The organism is Phyllobacterium sp. T2-21, assembly GCF_055378485.1.
Genome location: NZ_AP027912.1, coordinates 2,094,845 through 2,114,137, shown reverse-complemented (window position 1 = coordinate 2,114,137; position 19,293 = coordinate 2,094,845). Strand labels below are relative to the sequence as shown.

General features: G+C 59.9%; 18 protein-coding genes. 3 read left to right on the top strand and 15 right to left on the bottom strand.

What is annotated here, in order from left to right:
* The first annotated feature begins 60 nt into the window (after window positions 1-60).
* Both ACZ5FP_RS10625 and ACZ5FP_RS10620 read left to right on the top strand, forming a co-directional pair.
* Complete coding sequence (locus tag ACZ5FP_RS10625) at window positions 61-642, top strand: histidine phosphatase family protein (RefSeq protein WP_464660024.1); 582 nt, start codon at window positions 61-63, stop codon at window positions 640-642.
* A gap of 84 nt (window positions 643-726) precedes the next feature.
* Window positions 727-990, top strand: coding sequence for a hypothetical protein (locus tag ACZ5FP_RS10620; protein ID WP_464660022.1), 264 nt, complete (start codon window positions 727-729; stop codon window positions 988-990).
* 5 nt (window positions 991-995) lie between these two features.
* Here ACZ5FP_RS10620 and ACZ5FP_RS10615 read toward each other — a convergent pair whose 3' ends face one another.
* Genes ACZ5FP_RS10615 through proS form a run of 3 tightly spaced genes read right to left on the bottom strand, consistent with a single transcriptional unit; the run spans window position 996 to window position 4,317 of the window.
* Window positions 996-1,682 carry an ABC transporter ATP-binding protein gene (locus ACZ5FP_RS10615; protein WP_105735461.1) on the bottom strand — a complete coding sequence of 229 codons (687 nt, stop codon included), beginning with the start codon at window positions 1,680-1,682 and terminating at the stop codon, window positions 996-998.
* Window positions 1,682-2,971: a lipoprotein-releasing ABC transporter permease subunit gene (locus ACZ5FP_RS10610; RefSeq protein WP_223615177.1), complete on the bottom strand. Its 1,290-nt coding sequence runs from the start codon at window positions 2,969-2,971 to the stop codon at window positions 1,682-1,684. Before ACZ5FP_RS10610 ends, ACZ5FP_RS10615 begins: the two co-directional genes overlap by 1 nt.
* Window positions 2,968-4,317 (bottom strand): proline--tRNA ligase, encoded by a 1,350-nt coding sequence (gene proS / locus ACZ5FP_RS10605; RefSeq protein ID WP_223615178.1) that lies wholly within the window; start codon window positions 4,315-4,317, stop codon window positions 2,968-2,970. The genes ACZ5FP_RS10610 and proS overlap by 4 nt, the downstream gene beginning before the upstream one ends.
* Before the next feature lie 847 nt (window positions 4,318-5,164).
* Here proS and ACZ5FP_RS10600 point away from each other — a divergent pair.
* Entirely contained in the window at window positions 5,165-6,166 is a 1,002-nt protein-coding gene (locus ACZ5FP_RS10600) for a glycosyltransferase family 2 protein (RefSeq protein WP_464660019.1), read from the top strand.
* A 179-nt stretch (window positions 6,167-6,345) separates the two neighbouring features.
* Here ACZ5FP_RS10600 and ACZ5FP_RS10595 read toward each other — a convergent pair whose 3' ends face one another.
* From ACZ5FP_RS10595 to nuoG, 12 genes are all read right to left on the bottom strand, one after another.
* Entirely contained in the window at window positions 6,346-6,615 is a 270-nt protein-coding gene (locus ACZ5FP_RS10595; RefSeq protein WP_223615180.1) for a DUF1467 family protein, read from the bottom strand.
* Window position 6,616: 1 nt separating this feature from the next.
* A complete protein-coding gene (gene mce, locus ACZ5FP_RS10590) occupies window positions 6,617-7,021 on the bottom strand; it encodes a methylmalonyl-CoA epimerase (protein ID WP_223615181.1) in 405 nt (134 codons plus the stop codon).
* An 8-nt stretch (window positions 7,022-7,029) separates the two neighbouring features.
* Entirely contained in the window at window positions 7,030-8,703 is a 1,674-nt protein-coding gene (locus ACZ5FP_RS10585; protein WP_223615182.1) for a ribonuclease J, read from the bottom strand.
* 19 nt (window positions 8,704-8,722) lie between these two features.
* Window positions 8,723-9,553, bottom strand: coding sequence for a biotin--[acetyl-CoA-carboxylase] ligase (locus ACZ5FP_RS10580; RefSeq protein WP_346306064.1), 831 nt, complete (start codon window positions 9,551-9,553; stop codon window positions 8,723-8,725).
* An 18-nt stretch (window positions 9,554-9,571) separates the two neighbouring features.
* On the bottom strand, window positions 9,572-11,008 hold the full coding sequence (nuoN, locus tag ACZ5FP_RS10575; protein ID WP_463011330.1) for an NADH-quinone oxidoreductase subunit NuoN: 1,437 nt from the start codon (window positions 11,006-11,008) through the stop codon (window positions 9,572-9,574).
* 19 nt (window positions 11,009-11,027) lie between these two features.
* Window positions 11,028-12,533 (bottom strand): NADH-quinone oxidoreductase subunit M, encoded by a 1,506-nt coding sequence (locus ACZ5FP_RS10570; RefSeq protein ID WP_464660017.1) that lies wholly within the window; start codon window positions 12,531-12,533, stop codon window positions 11,028-11,030.
* Window positions 12,533-14,521, bottom strand: a complete 1,989-nt coding sequence (gene nuoL, locus ACZ5FP_RS10565; RefSeq protein ID WP_223615186.1) for an NADH-quinone oxidoreductase subunit L — start codon at window positions 14,519-14,521, stop codon at window positions 12,533-12,535. The genes ACZ5FP_RS10570 and nuoL overlap by 1 nt, the downstream gene beginning before the upstream one ends.
* Before the next feature lie 7 nt (window positions 14,522-14,528).
* The gene (nuoK, locus tag ACZ5FP_RS10560) at window positions 14,529-14,837 is read right to left on the bottom strand and encodes an NADH-quinone oxidoreductase subunit NuoK (protein WP_091883761.1); all 309 of its coding nucleotides are present in this window, start codon (window positions 14,835-14,837) and stop codon (window positions 14,529-14,531) included.
* Window positions 14,838-14,849: 12 nt separating this feature from the next.
* Window positions 14,850-15,470: an NADH-quinone oxidoreductase subunit J gene (locus ACZ5FP_RS10555; RefSeq protein WP_426137162.1), complete on the bottom strand. Its 621-nt coding sequence runs from the start codon at window positions 15,468-15,470 to the stop codon at window positions 14,850-14,852.
* A gap of 168 nt (window positions 15,471-15,638) precedes the next feature.
* Complete coding sequence (gene nuoI, locus ACZ5FP_RS10550) at window positions 15,639-16,130, bottom strand: NADH-quinone oxidoreductase subunit NuoI (RefSeq protein WP_091883764.1); 492 nt, start codon at window positions 16,128-16,130, stop codon at window positions 15,639-15,641.
* Window positions 16,131-16,141: 11 nt separating this feature from the next.
* The gene (nuoH, locus tag ACZ5FP_RS10545) at window positions 16,142-17,188 is read right to left on the bottom strand and encodes an NADH-quinone oxidoreductase subunit NuoH (protein ID WP_464660015.1); all 1,047 of its coding nucleotides are present in this window, start codon (window positions 17,186-17,188) and stop codon (window positions 16,142-16,144) included.
* A 17-nt stretch (window positions 17,189-17,205) separates the two neighbouring features.
* A complete protein-coding gene (gene nuoG, locus ACZ5FP_RS10540; RefSeq protein ID WP_464660013.1) occupies window positions 17,206-19,287 on the bottom strand; it encodes an NADH-quinone oxidoreductase subunit NuoG in 2,082 nt (693 codons plus the stop codon).
* Window positions 19,288-19,293: the final 6 nt, after the last annotated feature.

The following is a 19,293-nucleotide window of genomic DNA, read 5'->3' as shown; positions in this document are numbered from 1 at the left end:
TTTGACCGCCGGATCGTGCGACTGTGAACAACCTGTGATGTGCCAGCGAAAGGCCCGTGAATGAGCAATGCATATCCCGAAATCTATCTGGTGCGGCACGGTCAGACGGAATGGAGCCTGTCCGGCCAGCACACCGGGCGAACCGACATGCCGCTGACGGCAGCTGGCGAAGCGGCAGCCCGCACCCTGGCAGGCCGCCTGCAGGGCCTTGCCTTTTCCGCCATATGGTCGAGCCCCTCCCAGCGCGCATCGAAAACCTGCGCCCTCGCCGGATTTGGCGACGCCCGCGTGATCAAGGACGATCTGGCGGAATGGGACTATGGCACCTATGAGGGCATCACCACCAAGGCGATCCTGGCGGAGCGCCCCGGCTGGCAGCTTTTCCGCGACGGCTGCCCCGGCGGCGAATCCGCAGCCGACGTCGGTGCGCGTGCCGACCGGATCATCCACGCCATCCGCGCGGCGAATGACAGGATTCTCATCTTCTCGAGTTCGCATTTCCTGCGGGTGCTGACGGCCCGCTGGCTTGGCTTGCCGCCCGAAGGCGGCGCGCTTTTCGTTCTGGATACCACCAGCATCAGCGTGCTCGGTTATGAGCACGACCTGTCGGAACCGGTTGTCCGCATGTGGAACCAGATATGATGATGGGCGACGCCCGCGGGCCAGGAACCAGGGAAAACCTAGTCATCCCGGCCCCGCCGGTTCTTTCAGATAACGCTGACCCACATGGCGAATGTTGCAATAAACAGACTGACTGTAACGAATGACATGACGTCCTGGAAAAGTTCGCTCATCGGTAAAACCCTTCTTCGTTTGCTCTATGTATATGTTTTGTTCTATTTTTGTTCCAAAGTCAAGCGCACCAAAGCTGCCATTGGCGCTATGGTTGTCGATTTCTTAACAGAGGGTAAAACGCGGACCGGCGAACGGGTGCCGCCAAACGCAAACGGGCGCGGATTTTTCCGCGCCCGTTTGCTTTCCATGGTGTGAACGGATCAGGAGACCGTGGTGATCTTGCCGTCCTTGAGCGTGACGCGGCGATCCATGCGGCGGGCCAGTTCGTGATTGTGCGTGGCGATCATCGCCGACAGGCCGGACTGGCGCACCAGGGCTTCCAGCGCCTCGAACACATAGGAGGACGTCACCGGATCGAGATTGCCGGTGGGTTCGTCAGCAAGCAACACAAGCGGCGCATTGGCCACCGCGCGGGCGATGGCGACGCGCTGCTGCTCGCCCCCGGACAGTTCCGACGGCCGGTGCGAGGCGCGCGCGCCCACCTTCATGTAATCAAGCAGCTGCTGCGCGCGTTCGGAGGCGACACGCGGTTTCATGCCGCGGATCATCTGCGGCATCATCACGTTCTCCAGCGCAGAAAATTCCGGCAGGAGATGGTGGAACTGGTAGACGAAACCGATGTCGTTGCGGCGGATGGCGGTGCGCTCTTCATCGGACAGCGAACCGCAGGCGCGGCCGTCCAGAATCACATCGCCATTGTCAGGCCGCTCCAGGAGACCCGCCGTGTGCAGAAGCGTCGACTTGCCGGCGCCCGACGGCGCGACAAGCGCGACCATCTCGCCCCTGCCGAGGGAGAAATTGGCATCGTCCAGAATAACCAGCTCCCGGTCGATCTCATTGTACCGGCGGCCGACGCTGGTCAGCTGAAGAATGGGCCCGGCTGACATTATTCGTACCTCAAGGCTTCAACGGGATCGAGCTTGGCCGCGCGCCATGCGGGGAAAAGCGTTGCCAGAAACGACAGGACAAGCGCCATCAGGATGACCGTGAAGGTTTCATTGAAATCCATCTTGGCGGGCAAGGTGCTCAGGAAATAAAGCTCCGGATTGAACAGGGTCGTGCCTGACAACCAGGAGAAGAATTGCCGGATGCGCTCGACGTTGAGGCAGACGAGGACACCCAGGGCCACGCCGGCAATCGTACCGGTCACGCCGATCGCCGCGCCCGTCATCAGGAAGATGCGCATGACCGAGTTGCGCGTCGCGCCCATCGTTCGCAGGATGGCGATATCGCGTCCCTTGTCCTTCACCAGCATGATCAGGCCGGAAATGATGTTCAGGGCCGCCACGAGAACGATCAGCGTCAGGATCATGAACATGACGTTGCGCTCCACCTGCAGGGCGGAGAAGAAGGTGACGTTGCGCTGGCGCCAGTCGGTGAGCATCAGCGGACGCTGCGCCGCATCCTCGATGGGCTTTTTCAGCGCGTCGACATTGTCGGGATTGTTGGCAAAGATCTCGATGGACTGGACCTTGCCCTCCTGGTTGAAATAGAGCTGCGCTTCATCCAGCGGCATGAGCGCGATCGAGGCGTCGTATTCGGACATGCCGATCTGGAAAATGGCGACGACCGGATAGGATTTTACCCGCGGCGAAACCCCGAGCGGCGTCACATCGCCGTCCAGCGACATCAATGTCAGCTTGTCGCCGATGCCGAGCCCCAGATTTTCCGCCATGCGCGTGCCGATGGCCACGCCGCCCGCCTTGTCGAAATTGGCGAAGGTGCCCTGCTTGACGTTCTTGGCGACGAGCTGGAGCTTGTTGATATCCTCTTCGCGCAGGCCCCGTACGAGCGTGCCGGTGCCCTGCCCGACATTGCCCTGGCCGAGCACCTGGCCTTCCACGACGGGAATGGCGAAGGAAACACCGGGAACCGCATCGATCCGCTTGATCACATTGTCGTAGTCGTCCAGCGGCCGGTCCATGGGCTGCATGATGACATGGCCGTTGATGCCGAGAATGCGCGTCAGCAATTCGCTGCGAAAACCGTTCATGACGGCCATGACGATAATGAGCGTCGCCACGCCGAGCATGATGCCGGTAAAGGAGAAACCGGCGATCACCGAAATAAACGTTTCCTTGCGCCGGGCGCGCAGATAGCGCCAAGCGATCATCCGTTCATAGGCAGAGAACGGCTTGGGACCTTGTTGTACAGCAGTGACGGCCGATTCTGTCATAGAGTTCCAGCCTGAAAGTCAGCGGGGCCTGCAAGCTTGTTGATTGCAGCTTCAATGCTCAGGGTCTCCCGTTCACCCGTCGCGCGATCCTTGATCTCGACTTCGCCCGCGGCAACACCGCGCGGCCCGATGATCACCTGCGTCGGCAGGCCGATCAGGTCCATCTTGGCGAATTTCGCACCGGGACGATCATCCGTATCGTCCAGCAGCGGCTCAAGACCGGCATTGGTCAAGGCCTCGTAGACCTTGGCGGATACCGCGTCGCACGCCTCGTCACCCGGCTTCATGTTGACGATGCCCGCGCCGAACGGCGCAACGGCCTTCGGCCAGATGATGCCGTTCTCGTCATGGGATGCCTCGATGATCGCGGCGATGACACGCGAGGGTCCGATGCCGTAGGAGCCCATGGAAACCATGTGTTCCTTGCCATCGGGACCGGTGACCTTGGCGCCCATCGGTTCGGAATATTTGGTGCCGAAATGGAAGATGTGGCCGACCTCGATGCCGCGTGCGGCAAGCTGTTCGGACGCACCGACCTTGTCCCAGGCGGCTTCGTCGTGCATTTCATCCGTCGCCGCATAGGGCGTCGTCCATTTCGTCACGATATCGGCGACCTGCGCATTGTCATCGAAATTGGTATCGGCACCGGGAACCGGCAGGTCGAGATAGGCGCGGTCGCAATAGACCTGGCTCTCGCCGGTTTCGGCCAGAATGATGAATTCGTGGCTGAGGTCGCCGCCGATGGGGCCGGTATCGGCACGCATGGGGATGACCTTGATGCCGAGGCGCGAGAAGGTGCGGAGATAAGCCACGAACATGCGGTTGTAGGCGGCCTTGGCGCCTTCGAAATCGATATCGAAGCTGTAGGCATCCTTCATCAGGAATTCACGCGAGCGCATGACGCCGAAACGCGGGCGGCGCTCGTCGCGGAACTTCCACTGGATGTGATAAAGATTGAGCGGCAAGTCCTTGTACGACTTCACATAAGCCCGGAAAATCTCGGTGATCATTTCCTCGTTGGTCGGGCCAAACAGCATCTCGCGGTCACCGCGATCCTTGATGCGCAGCATCTCGTCGCCATAGGCGTCATAACGGCCGCTTTCGCGCCACAGATCGGCGGACTGGATCGTCGGCATCAGCAGCTCGATGGCGCCGGACCGATTCTGTTCCTCGCGGATGATGTTGGACACCTTGTTGAGGATGCGCAGGCCTGCCGGCAGCCAGGCATAGATGCCAGCCGACTCCTGACGGATCAGGCCGGCACGCAGCATCAGCCGGTGCGAGACGATTTCCGCCTCTTTGGGATTTTCTTTCAGGATAGGCAGGAAATAACGGGAAAGCCGCATTGAGATCACCAAATTGAAACACAGCCTGAATGCTTGAAGAATCAGGCAAAACCAAGTGCAAAGTTAGCGTATTACCCAAAAATCGTTGCCGATTTCCGGAAAGACTCATACGCCGCCAAATGTGTTGCCGCGTCCCGCCCAAAACCCGGATTAATCCGCGACGCAGCAATGTTTCTTAGCGGCTTAACAGCGGGTTGGGAACCCGCCAACGCCAAATGAGACATCTCAGATTTGTGACAGTTTTGTTACGCTGCCAGATTTGTAAGCAAAAAATGACTGTACCGAATATTTTTCGTGACATTTCGAAGGCAGTCCGCTATTTTTTTAATCATAATGAGAAAGTAAGAATAATTCTGCTTTCCAGCGCGGTCAAAGTCTTGGGAGGATGTGACCTTTGGCGCGGTAATACGCAGCCACCATGCAAATGGAATAGGGTCAGACGCGATCTAACAATGCAAGGCGAAAGCCTTGCATTTTTTTTGTCTTGTTGCGGCAATACAAGCACTTATCAAATAAACTTAAAGGTGGTTGCACAGACTGCAGCGCCTCGATCGCGTTGCTTCAGTTCTATTTTGCAACTACTTGGGTGGCAGGCAGATGCGCTCCACCCCGACCAGCCTGCACACCTGATGGGATATTTCCCTTCAACCCCTCTATCCGGAAGGTCCGCAACGGCACGATGATGCCGGTGTCGATTCGCGCGATGTCGTCTCATCCCCGCAGCGCGATCTTAGACCAATGTCGCAATGTTCAGCTCATCTTCGCCTGTTAATTTGGCGTCGCAGGATCAGTGTGCCAGGCGCGGGGATTGGCACATCAGCGACGTTACAATGTTCGGGGACGAACCATGGGAATTCACACACGCGGCGCGGCTGAGCCCGGCAAGCGCAGCATATGCATAAGCACGATTACACGTAATCGTCCGTTCATGCTGCAGAACCTGTTGCAGTCCTATGCCGCCATGGGCGTACCCCATGGTGCCCATCTGCATTTCCTCATCGTCGAGAACAATGAGAAGGCAACGCTGCACGATGTCATCGCGCATTTCCGGGCGCTCGTGCCGCAATGGACGGTTCAGTACGAGGTGGAACCGCGTCTCGGCATTGCCCGTGCCCGCAACCATGCGCTGGCATGCGCCCTGGCCGGCAATCACGATCTCATGACATTTGCCGATGATGATGAACGGGTCGAACCCGACTGGCTGATTGAACTGCTGGCGGAACTGGATGCCTCGAGGCTCGATATCGTCGGCTCCCCCGTGCGCGCCGCGCCGATTTCCGCCGACGCGCCGTTTTCCGCGCAACTGGTCTGGGCCGGTCTCAACCGCAGGGGCATGGACAGCGAACGCAAGGCCCGGCGGCGGTACCAGCGCAACGAAGCGCACAGGATTCTGCTGGCAACCGGCAGCTGGATGGGCAGGCTGAGTTTCTTTGACCGGACGGGCCTGCGTTTCGACGATACGCTTGATCTGGCCGGCGGGGAAGACTGGCGCCTGTACAGGGAAGCCAAAAAACTCGGCGCCAGGACCGGCTGGACGCCGCATGCCATTGCCTACGAAACCGTGCCGATGGACCGGCTGACCCTCGGCTACCATTTCCGCCGTGACCGGGACAGCAGTTCGGTTGAAACCTGCCGGAAGCTCGACCAGCAACGTGCGCTGACCTTGCTGCGCATCCCCGGCTCGCTGGCGATACGGGTGTTCAAACTGTGCAGCTATGCCGCCGCGGCGCCGTTCACGCGCGGCGAAGCGCTGGTGCGGCTGGCGGCATGCATGGGCAGTATTTTCGGCATCTGTCAGGGCTGCCTTGGCAAGAGATCGTCGCACTATCGGCGGACAAGCGGTTTTTGACGATTGCACGCTTGTCATGCGTGGTTCGACAAGCTCACCATGAGGGAAGTGGTTTGGCTGCAATGCCAAGCACGGAGATTACAGAATTATGCTCCCTGCAATCCTCACTCTCCCTCATGGTGAGCTTGTCGAACCACGCACAATGCACCACGGTGCGGATGCCGGATCAGACCGCAGTCCTAATGCAGTTGCGGGAAGAAAACCGGAATGCTCTCGACGCCGAAACCAAGCTTCTGGTTGACGATGTAGAAGAGGATAAAAACCACGGCTGAAATCGCTGTGGTGATCAGGAACACCCGTCCCATCCGGTGCTTGTGCGGCGCACTGGCGGTCGTGCCCAGCGTGACATCATCCTCATCGGCCTGGGTGCGCAGGCCAAACGGCAGCACGGTGAACAGCGTCAGCCACCAGAAGATGAAATAGATCGCCATTCCAGTTGCGATGGGCATGTCAGACTTGCTCCAGTTCGATCAGCGTCCCGTTGAAATCCTTCGGGTGAAGGAACAGCACCGGTTTGCCATGGGCGCCGATTTTCGGTTCGCCATCGCCCAGGATACGGGCGCCCTGCTGTTTTAGCTGATTTCGTGCCGCCAGAATATCGGCCACTTCGTAGCAGACGTGATGCATGCCGCCGGACGGGTTCTTTGCCAGGAACGCCGCGATGGGCGAATCCGCATTCAAGGGTTCGAGAAGCTCGATCTTGGTGTTGCCGACATCGATGAAAACGACAGTCACGCCATGCTCCGGCAGAACCTGCGGCTCGGTGAGTGTCGCACCGAGCGTATCGCGATAGACCGCAGACGCTGCCGCAAGATCCGGTACGGCGATGGCGACATGATTCAGACGACCAAGCATCCTTGACCTCACGTGCGGGTTACGAACACGGTGACGATCGGCTTCTTGCCCCAGGCCTCGTTGGCAGCGGCACGGACGGCGCGGCGCACCGCCTCGCGGACCATCGCCAAATCCTTGCGCTTTTCACGCGGGATACTCTGCACCGCACCAACGGCCGCATCGTACAGCAGATCTTCAAGCAGCTCGCCTTCCCGATCGTTCTCCGGCAGGCCGACCGGCACGATTTCCGGGTCCTCGATGATGTTGTACTTCGCATCGAGCAGCATCGATACCGCGACATGGCCGACATAGGACAGCTTGCGCCGGTCGACAATGCCGACCTCTTCCTCATCGCCGATGAGCTTGCCGTCCTTCATCACGCGGCCAAACGGCGCCTGATCGATGATCTCCGCCCTGCCCGGCGCCAGACGCAGAATGTCGCCATTGCGCACCTGCGGCACCTCGGGAATGCCGGCCATGGCCGCAAGCGAGCCCTGCGCCACGAGATGCGCGGCTTCGCCATGCACAGGCACGAGAATGCGCGGACGCACCCATTCATACATGCGCTTCAGCTCATTGCGGCGCGGGTGGCCCGAGACGTGCACCAGTTGATCATCGTCGGAGATGATATGGATGCCCTGCTCGATCAAAAGGTTTTTTGTCTCGATGATCGGCTTTTCATTGCCGGGAATGGTGCGCGAGGAATAGATCACAGTATCGCCGGCTGACAGCGCCACATTGCGCATTTCATCGCGGGCAAGCTTGGCCAGCGCCGCGCGGGATTCGCCCTGGCTGCCGGTGAGAATGATGACGATATTCTCGCGCGGGATGAAACCATAATCCTCTTCGGAGAGAAATTCCGGAATGCCGTCGAGATAACCCAGTTCACTGGCCACATCGATCATCCGCTTCATCGAGCGGCCGAGCACCAGCACCTGGCGTCCGGCATCGCGGGCGGCGATGGCGATGGAGCGGATACGTCCGACATTGGACGAAAAGGTGGTGATAGCAACGCGGCCGCGGGCGTTTTCGATGATGTCGCGCAGACTGTCGCCGACCTCCCGCTCGGAGGGCGATTCCCCGTCACGCAAGGCATTGGTGGAGTCGCACATCATTGCCAGCACGCCTTCGTCGCCGAGGGCACGGAATCCTGCTTCGTCGATCAGCGGTCCAAGCGACGGCTCCGGGTCCATCTTCCAGTCGCCGGTGTGAACGACGATGCCAAGCGGTGTCCTGATCGCCAGCGAGACCGGTTCCGGGATCGAGTGGGTCACGGCAAGCGCTTCGAACTCGAAGGGGCCGACATTGAACTTTTCGCCGGCGCGGTAAATGGTGACGGGAATATCCGGCGCACCCGGCTCCGACTGGCGCTTGGCTTCCAGCAACCCGGCGGTGAACGGCGTCGCATAGACAGGCACATTCAACAGCGGCCAAAGGTCGAGCAAGGCGCCGTAATGGTCCTCGTGGGCATGGGTGATCACAATCCCCTTGAGATTGTGCCGCTCGGCCTGCAGAAAACGGATATCGGGAAGAACGAGATCAGCGCCTGGAAGATCCGGTCCGGCGAAGGTGACGCCCATGTCGACGACCACCCATTCGCGCTTGTGTGCGGGGCCATAGCCATACATGGCCAGATTCATCCCGATTTCACCAACGCCGCCCAAAGGCAGGAACACGAGCTCTGCCTGATCGGAATTTGCCATTTATACTCCTTACAACCGGCTATCCGGCACTTGCCGATGCAACTGCTCCGAAATGAACATCGCCGGCAGCAATCTTCACCCGTTCCCCATCATTATCGCGTATGACGAAACGGCAGTCTTCGTCAATTGTTTCGAATATACCACGCAGCACCGAGCCGTCGACCCGCACGGCAACTTCACTGCCAATTCCTGCCGCGCGCTTGAGCCAGCGCTTGCGAATGTCGGCAAGCCCGCGCCCCTCGTTCCAGATGCGGCTGTTTTCCTGCCAGGCATCGGACAGCGCCAGAAACAGCGTTTCCGCATCGCAGGCCGCGCCAAGCTGTTTCAGCGATGTCGCTGGATAAGGCACGTCCTCGGGGTAAGCAACCACATTGACACCGATGCCGACGACGACGGCAAACCGCCCGTCCGGCAGATGCGTCGATTCCAGGAGAATGCCGGCAAGCTTGGCCTTGTTGGCCAGGAGATCGTTCGGCCACTTCAGCTCGACACGCAAATCCGACCTGCTGGCACCGATGCCATCGACGCCGACCGAAACCGCGCCTTGCGGGCAGACGGCGTCAAGCGCGTCCGCCAGGGAAAGCCCGGCGACAAAGCCGAGGGTTGCCGCCGTCTTCAACTCGAAATTGCCGGTGAGCAGCAGCGAGGCCGCCAGATTGCCGTGGGACGTGGCCCAGGCGCGGCCGCGGCGCCCGCGCCCGCTTTCCTGTTTCTTCGAAACAATCCACAGCCGTCCGGGATCGCCAGCCTGCGCGCGCTCCAGCGCGACCGCATTGGTCGAGCCGACCGTATCGAAGGCCTCCATCCGGAAGCCGTTTTGCTGCGCCAGCGGCGAGAGCGAGAATCCCATTGATCAGGGTTCCCGGCCTCAGAAGAACGTTTTCGCGGCAGCTTCCGCATAGGTGCTGACCGGTCCGCCGATCAGTACATAAAGCAGCGTCAGCAGGCCCGAGACACCAAGGACCAGGCGCAGTTCGCCGGCAACCGGCACGAACCCGCCAGCCGGTTCATCGAACCACATGATCTTGATGATGCGCAGATAATAGAACGCACCCACGACCGAAGCCACGATACCGATGATGGCCAGCGCATAGAGATTGGCCTGCATCGCGGCAAGGAAGGTGTACCACTTGCCCCAGAACCCGGCGAGCGGCGGAATACCGGCCAGCGAGAACATGAGGATGGTGAAGATCGTCGCCATGATCGGATTGGTGCGGGACAGGCCGGCCAGATCTTCGATCAGCTCGACATTGCCGTGCTTGCGGCGCATGGCCAGGATGAAGGCAAACACGCCGAGCGTCGTGATCAGGTAGATCAGCATGTAGATCGCCACGCCGCGCACACCGACCTGCGTACCGGCGGCAAGGCCGACAAGCGCATAGCCCATGTGGCTGATCGACGAATAGGCCATCAGGCGCTTGATGTTGCGCTGGCCGATGGCTGCGAATGCACCCAGAACCATCGACGCAATGGCGATGAAGACGATGATCTGCTGCCAGTCATGGGTGATCGGCTGGAACGTCTCGACGGCAACGCGTGTCAGAAGCGCCATGGCGGCCATCTTCGGCGCACTGGCGAAGAAGGCGGTCACCGGCGTCGGTGCACCTTCGTAGACATCCGGCGTCCACATGTGGAACGGCACGGCGGAAATCTTGAAAGCAAGACCGGCAAAGATGAACACCAAGCCGAACACGACGCCAAGCTGACGCTCGCCGCCTGCCAGCGCCTGGGCGATGCCCGCAAAGCCGGTATGGCCGGTAAAGCCGTAGACGAGCGAAATGCCGTAAAGCAGCATGCCCGACGACAATGCGCCGAGAACGAAATACTTCAGGCCGGCTTCGGTCGAGCGGGCACTGTCGCGGTTGATTGCAGCGATGACGTAGAGCGCCAGGGACTGCAGTTCGAGGCCGAGATAGAGCGACAGGGTGTCATTGGCCGAAATCATCAAGAGCATGCCGAGGGTCGACAGCAGGATGAGGATCGGGAACTCGAACTTGTCGAACTTCTCCGCCTTGGCGAAGCCAACCGACATGACGAGCGCAACGATCGAGCCGACCAGCGTCAGCACTTTCATGAAGCGCGCGAACGGATCCGAAACGAAGGCACGGCCGAAGACGTGACCATCGTGCGGGAAGAGAACGAGGATTGCCAATGCTGCAAGCAGCACGGCAACCGCCAGTCCGTTGACCAGGGAATTCGCCCGTTCACCGGAGAAGGCCCCGATCATCAGTAGAGCCAAAGCGCCCACTGCGATGAGCAGTTCGGGAGCCATAAGCGTCAGGTTGGCAATCATGTCGGTCTGCATCGGCCTTGGCCTCTTCCTGCTATTTCAGCGCCAGTGTGGCGGCTGCGGACAGCGCGTTATTGTATTGATTGATAAGGGCGTGCACCGAGCTTGCCGTCGCATCGAAGACAGGCATCGGATAAACACCGTAGAAGATGGTGAGGATCACCAGCGGATAGACCACCAGCTTTTCGCGCGGCGACATATCCAGAAGCGACTTCAGGCTTTCCTTGTCGAGCGAGCCGAACACGACGCGGCGATAGAGCCACAGCGCATAGGCCGCCGAGAAAATCACGCCTGATGTTGCAAACAGCGCAACCCAGGTGTTGACGCGGAAGACGCCAAGCAGCGTGAGGAATTCACCAATGAAGCCCGAGGTGCCCGGCAGGCCGACATTGGCCATGGTCAGGACCAGGAACACCACCGCATATTTCGGCATGTTGTTGACGAGGCCGCCATAGGCGGAGATGTCGCGGGTGTGGGTACGGTCATAGACAACACCGACGCAGAGGAACAGTGCGGCAGAAACCAGACCGTGCGACAGCATCTGGAACAACGCGCCCTGGATGCCCTGCTCGTTGGCGGCGAAGATACCCATGGTCACATAGCCCATGTGCGCAACCGAGGAGTAGGCGATCAGCTTCTTGATGTCTTCCTGCATCAGCGCCACCAGCGAGGTGTAGACGATGGCGACAACCGAAAGCGTGTAGATCAAGGGAGCAAAATCAGCTGATGCAACCGGGAACATCGGCAGGGAGAAGCGTAGGAAGCCGTAGCCGCCGAGCTTCAACAGGATGCCGGCCAGGATGGCGGACGCCGCCGTCGGCGCTTCCACGTGCGCATCCGGCAGCCAGGTGTGCACCGGCCACATCGGCATCTTCACGGCGAAGGACGCGAAGAAGGCCAGCCACAGCCATGTCTGCATGGAGGCCGGGAACGGATAGGCCAGCAGCGTCGGGATATCGGTCGTGCCAGCCTGCCAGTACATGGCCATGATGGCCAGCAGCATCAGCACGGAGCCGAGCAGCGTGTAGAGGAAGAACTTGAAGCTGGCATAGACGCGGCGCTTGCCGCCCCACACGCCGATGATGATGAACATCGGCACCAGCACGGCTTCGAAGAACACGTAGAACAGCACGATATCCAGCGCGCAGAACACACCGATCATCAGTGTTTCCAGCACAAGGAAGGCAATCATGTATTCCTTGACCCGGCTCTGGATGGCTTCCCAGCTGGCCAGGATGCACAGCGGCATCAGGAATGTCGTCAGGATGACGAACAGCATCGAAATGCCGTCCACGCCCATGTGATAGGAAATCCCGGAGTCGAGCCAGGCTGCCTTTTCCACGAACTGGAAGCCGGCATGGCCCTTGTCGAAATAATACCAGATCGGCAGGGAAAGCAGGAATGTGATGACCGTCGTCCACAGCGCCACGTTGCGGATATTACGCCGCGCGGATTCACTGTCATCCCGGATCAGAAGGATCAGGAATGCACCGACCAATGGCAGGAAGGTAACAGTCGATAGAATTGGCCAGTCGGTCATCAGAAGTTGCTCCCGAGCATCATCCACGTGACGAGTGCGGCGACCCCAATGAGCATCGCGAACGCATAATGATAGAGGTAACCGGTCTGCAGGCGCACCACGCGGTTGGTGACATCCACGACGCGGGCCGAGATACCATCCGGACCATGGCCGTCGATCAGCCAGCCATCGCCCTTCTTCCACAGGAACCTGCCAAGAGCCTTGGCCGGACGCACGAACAGGAAGTCGTAGAGTTCGTCAAAATACCACTTGTTGAGCAGGAACTGGTACAGGCCGCGGTGCTGCTCGGCCAGCCGGACAGGTGTCTGCGGCGAGCGGATGTAGAAGTACCAGGACAGGATGAAGCCTGCGAGCATCGCAAGGAACGGCGAGGCAGCAACCAGAGCAGGCACATGGTGGTGCAGCTCCAGAATCTCGTTTTCCTTGCCGGTGAACAGTGCACCCTTCCAGAACTCGGCATATTCGTGGCCGAAGAAGTATTCGCGGAAGATGACGCCGGCAAACAGTGCGCCGATGGCGAGAATGAACAGCGGCACCAGCATGACATAGGGCGATTCATGCACGTGATGCATGACGTCGTGCGACGCGCGCGGCTTGCCATGGAACGTCATGAAAATCAGGCGCCATGAATAGAAGCTGGTGAACAGCGCTGCGATAACCAGGAGGATGAAGGCATAGCCCGCCGCCGGGCTGGTCGACGCATAGGCCGACTCGATGATCGCATCCTTGGAGAAGAAGCCGGCGGTGCCGATCGACGTGCCGGGGATACCGAGGCCGGTCAGCGCGACGGTGCCGATGACCATCATCCAGTAGGTTTGCGGGATCAGCTTGCGCAGGCCGCCCATGTGACGCATGTCCTGCTCGTCGGAAACCGCGTGAATAACGGAACCGGCGCCAAGGAACAAAAGGGCCTTGAAGAAGGCGTGCGTGAACAGGTGGAAAATCGCCGCGCCATAGGCACCCAGACCAAGCGCCACGAACATGTAGCCGAGCTGCGAGCAGGTGGAATAGGCGATGACGCGCTTGATGTCGTTCTGCACCAGGCCGACCGTGGCGGCAAAGAAGGCGGTCGTGGCGCCGACAAGCGTCACAACGATCAGCGCCGTATGCGACAGTTCGAAGATCGGCGACAGGCGGGCAACCATGAACACGCCTGCGGTCACCATCGTTGCGGCATGGATCAGCGCGGACACCGGTGTCGGGCCCTCCATGGCGTCAGGCAGCCAGGTGTGCAGCAGGAACTGCGCGGACTTGCCCATCGCGCCCATGAACAGCAGCAGGCAGGCAACCGTGATCGCTTCCTGCTTGCCCAGGGCATAGCCGAGGAAATTCAGGACAACCTTGCCGTCCCCTGCGCCCTCTGCCGGAAGATACTGGGCGGCGGACTGGAACAGCGTGTCGAACTGAACCGTATCGAACAACACGAACAGCGCGAAAATACCGAGAAGGAAGCCGAAATCGCCGACGCGGTTGACGATGAAAGCTTTCATCGCCGCGGCATTGGCCGAAGGCTTCTTGAACCAGAAACCGATGAGCAGGTACGAGGCAAGGCCCACGCCTTCCCAGCCGAAGAACATCTGAACCAGATTGTCGCCGGTCACCAGCATCAGCATGGCGAAGGTGAAGAGCGAGAGATAGGCGAAGAAGCGCGGCCGATGCGGATCGTGATGCATGTAGCCGATCGAATAGGTATGGACGAGCGCCGACACCGTGTTGACGACGATCAGCATGACAGCGGTCAGCGTATCGATGCGCAGGGCCCAGTCGAAGCTCAGCGAGCCGGACTCGACCCAGTGCATGACCGGAACCTTGAACGCCTCGCCATGGCCGAGCGCCACGGTCGTGAATGCGATCCATGAGAGAACCGCAACCACGATCATCAGACCGGTGGTGACATACTCGCTCGCCTTCGCGCCGATGGACGAGCCGAACAGACCCGCGATCAGAAAGCCGAGCAGCGGAAGGAAGACAATCGCCAGATACAGCATGCCCCCGTCAACCTTTCATCATGTTGACGTCTTCTACGGCAATCGATCCACGATTGCGGTAGAACACGACGAGAATAGCCAGACCGATGGCAGCCTCAGCGGCCGCTACGGTCAGGACAAACAATGCAAAAACCTGTCCAACCAGGTCACCCAGTGCGGCGGAGAACGCCACGAAATTCAGGTTGACGGCGAGCAGGATCAATTCGACCGACATCAGGATGACGATCACGTTCTTACGATTGAGGAAGATACCGAAGATCCCCATCGTGAACAGGAGTGCCGAAACTGTCAGATAATGTGCAATACCGATGACCATCATGCGCTCCTGTCAAATACCCTTGCCCGTTTCGACCTGCTTGACCTCGATGGCCGTTTCAGGCGTGCGTCCGACCTGCTGCGAGATGTTCTGGCGCTTGATGCCTTCCTTGTGGCGAAGCGTCAGCACAATCGCGCCGATCATGGCGACCAGAAGCACGAGACCGGCAATCTGGAAGTAGTAGATGTAATCCGTGTAGAGGATGTCGCCGAGCGCCGCCGTATTGCTGCGCGTGGCGATATCGGGTGTCGGCTGAACAACCACGCGGCCAATACTTGGCGTGAAGACCGAACCGCCGAGAACGACAATCAGTTCCACCGCAAGGATCATGCCGACAAGCGCACCGATGGGCGCATATTGCAGCGCCCCGCGCTTCATTTCGGCAAAATCCACATCCAGCATCATCACGACGAAGAGGAAGAGGACGGCCACCGCGCCGACATAGACCACAAGAAGGATCATCGCCAGGAATTCAGCACCCGTCAGCAGGAAGAGCCCCGCCGCGTTGAAGAAGGCGAGGATCAGAAACAGCACGGAGTGCACGGGATTACGCGCCGCAATCACCATGAACGCACTGGCGACGGTGATGAAGGCGAAGAGATAAAAAAACGCCGCCGCAATACCTGTCAGCATGGGTTCCCCCGATTTCCATTCCGGCAGACTGTTCTGCCATTTTAAAAGCGATTCACGGAGATTCCGCGTATTCGCAGCCTCATAACGCATGTTCCGGGCGGGTAGAAGCACCCTGCCCTAAGACACATGCGCGCACTCGGACGGGACGACGCCCCATCCACTCAATTGTTACCGGTACGGTGCATCCATTGCGATGTTCCGTGCCAGCTCGCGTTCCCAGCGGTCGCCATTGGCGAGCAGCCGGTCCTTGTCATAATAAAGCTCTTCACGGGTTTCCGTGGCGAACTCGAAATTCGGACCTTCGACGATGGCATCCACCGGGCAGGCTTCCTGGCAGAAGCCGCAATAGATGCACTTCACCATGTCAATGTCATAACGCACCGTGCGGCGCGTTCCGTCATTGCGGCGCGGACCGGCTTCGATGGTGATGGCCTGCGCCGGGCAGATCGCTTCGCAGAGCTTGCAGGCAATGCAGCGTTCTTCGCCGTTGGGATAGCGGCGCAGCGCATGTTCTCCGCGGAAGCGCGGGCTGAGCGGTCCCTTTTCGTAGGGGTAGTTCAGCGTCGCCTTCGGCGCGAAGAACTGGCGCATCGACAGGAAGAAGGCGCCGACGAACTCCGCCAGCAGGAGCGATTTAGCAGCTTGTGCGAGTTGTGCCATGCTGATTCTCCTTACGGTGTCAGGCCGGTGATTTTAAGAAACGCCGCGGTGGCGATGACCATGAAGAGCGAGATCGGCAGGAACACCTTCCAGCCCAGACGCATCAACTGGTCGTAGCGGTAGCGCGGAACGAATGCCTTCACCATGGCGAACATGAAGAAGACGAAGAAAAGCTTGAGCATGAACCAGATGATGCCGGGTACCCAGTTCAGGAACCAGACGTCAACCGGTGGCAGCCAGCCGCCGAGGAACAGGATCGTGGTCAATGCGCACATCAGGGTGATGGCGACATATTCACCGAGGAAGAACAGCAGGAACGCGGTCGACGAATACTCGATCATGTGACCGGCAACGAGTTCCGATTCCGCTTCGACCAGATCGAAAGGCGGGCGGTTGGTCTCGGCCAGCGCCGAGATGAAGAAAATGACGAACATCGGGAACAGGCCGAGCCAATGCCAGTCAAGGAAGGTGTTGGGCAGGCCGACCATGGTGCCGAGACCGGTCTTCTGCGACAAGACGATATCCGTGAGGTTCAGCGAACCGACAGTGAGCAGAACGGTGACGATGACGAAACCGATGGAGACTTCGTAGGACACCATCTGCGCGGCGGAGCGGAGCGCACCGAGGAACGGGTACTTCGAGTTCGATGCCCAGCCGGCCATGATGACGCCGTAGACTTCGAGCGAGGAAATGGCGAGCACATAGAGAATGCCGACATTGACGTTGGCAATCGCCCAGCCCTCATTGACCGGAATGACCGCCCAGGCCGCCATGGCCAGCACCGAAGACACCAGCGGAGCCAGAAGGAAAATGCCCTTGTTGGCGCCGGACGGAATGATCGGTTCCTTGACCACGAACTTCAGAAGGTCGGCGAAGGACTGCAGCAGGCCGAACGGTCCAACGACGTTCGGGCCACGGCGCAACTGAACTGCCGCCCAGATCTTGCGATCCGCGTAAAGCAGGTAGGCGATGATCAGCAGCATCACCACGAGCATCAGCGCTGATTTTCCGAGGATAATCAGCAGCGGCAGGATGTAGGTTGCGAAAATATCTTCCATATCAGTCTCTTCCCCGCCTACTCGGCCGCCTGCTTGAAGCCGCCCTTGGCCAGCGCGGAACATTCAGCCATGACGGCTGAGGCGCGGGCGATCGGGTTGGTCAAGTAGAAGTCTTGGACCGGCGATACGAAGGCCGTCTTGTCGACGGTGCCCGACGCATTGGCCAGTTTCTTGATGTCGGCAGCATCACCGGCCTGGATGGCGTCGACGACGGCCAGGTGCGGGTATTCTGCATAAAGTTTTGCACGCAGGGCGGCAAGCGAGTCGAATGGCAGCTTCTTGCCGAGCACATCGGACAGTGCGCGCAGGATCGCCCAGTCTTCCTTGGCATTGCCCGGCGCAAAGGCGGCGCGGTTGGTCATCTGCACACGGCCTTCGGTGTTGACGAAGGTGCCGGACTTTTCCGTATAGGTCGCGCCCGGCAGGATCACGTCGGCATTGTGCGCGCCCTGATCGCCATGGGTGCCGATATAGACGGTGAAGGCACCGCCCTTGCCGGCCCAGTTCAGTTCGTCGGCGCCGAGCAGGAACAGCACGTCGAGTGCCCCCTGCATCTGCGCAACCGACTTGCCGCCTTCGCCCGGCACGAAACCGATATCGAGGGCGCCAACCCGGCTGGCGGCGGTATGAATGACGCCGAAACCGTTCCAGTCATCGGCAAGCGCGCCGGTATCCGCCGCAATCTTGGCAGCGAGACCGAGAACCGCATTGCCATCCGCACGGCTGAGCGCGCCCTGCCCGATGATGATGATCGGCTTCTTGGCCTTCTTCAGCACCGCATGGAATTTCAGCGAACCGTTGGCAAGTTCCGCCAGGGTATCTGCGCCGGCACCGAGATATTCGTAGTTGAAGCGCAGGTCGGCCTGTTCGCCGATCAGCGCAATCGGAATTCCGGCAGCGCGCCAGCGTTTGCGCAGGCGGGCATTGAGCAGCGACGCTTCAAAGCGCGGATTGGAACCGATGATGAGCACGGCATCAGCGTCTTCGATACCGTCAATGCTTGGATTGAAGATATAGGAGGCGCGGCCATTGGCCGTGTTCAGAACCGTTCCGTCCTGACGTCCGTCGATATTGGCGGAGCCGAGCGATGTGACGAGCTGCTTGAGCGCATACATTTCCTCGACGCTGGCGAGATCGCCGGCAATCGCGCCGATCTTGTCGCCGGTCGTCTTGGCAACGGCCGCCTTGATCGCCTCGAACGCTTCCGGCCAGCTTGCCGGAACTAGGCGGCCATCCCGACGCACATAGGGGCGGTCGAGGCGCTGGGTGCGCAGGCCATCCCAGATGAAGCGGGTCTTGTCGGAAATCCATTCCTCGTTCACCGCTTCGTTGACGCGTGGAAGCACGCGCATCACTTCGCGGCCGCGGGTATCGACGCGGATCGACGAGCCGACGGCATCCATCACGTCGATGGATTCGGTCTTGGTCAACTCCCATGGACGGGCCTGGAAGGCGTAGGGCTTCGATGTCAGCGCACCGACCGGGCAAAGATCGATCACGTTGCCCTGCAGTTCCGATGTCATCGCCTGCTCGAGATAGGTGGTGATTTCGGCATCTTCGCCGCGGCCGATCAGGCCGAGTTCGGAAATACCGGCCACTTCCGTGGTGAAGCGGACGCAGCGCGTGCAGTGAATGCAGCGCGTCATGACCGTCTTGACGAGCGGTCCGATATATTTGTCTTCAACGGCGCGCTTGTTTTCCTTGTAGCGCGACGCACCGATACCGAAGACCATGGCCTGGTCCTGCAGATCACACTCGCCGCCCTGATCGCAGATCGGGCAATCCAGGGGATGGTTGATCAGCAGGAATTCCATCACGCCTTCGCGGGCCTTCTTGACCATCGGCGTGTTGGTGAAAATCTCCGGCGTCTCGCCGTTCGGGCCCGGACGCAGGTCGCGCACGCCCATGGCGCAGGACGCGGCAGGCTTGGGCGGTCCGCCCTTCACTTCAATCAAGCACATGCGGCAATTGCCGGCGATCGACAAACGCTCATGGAAACAGAATCGCGGCACCTCGGCACCCGCCGTTTCCGCAGCCTGCAGAAGCGTGTAGTGATCCGGTACTTCGATTTCCCTACCGTCGACTTTGATCTTTGCCATCGTCTG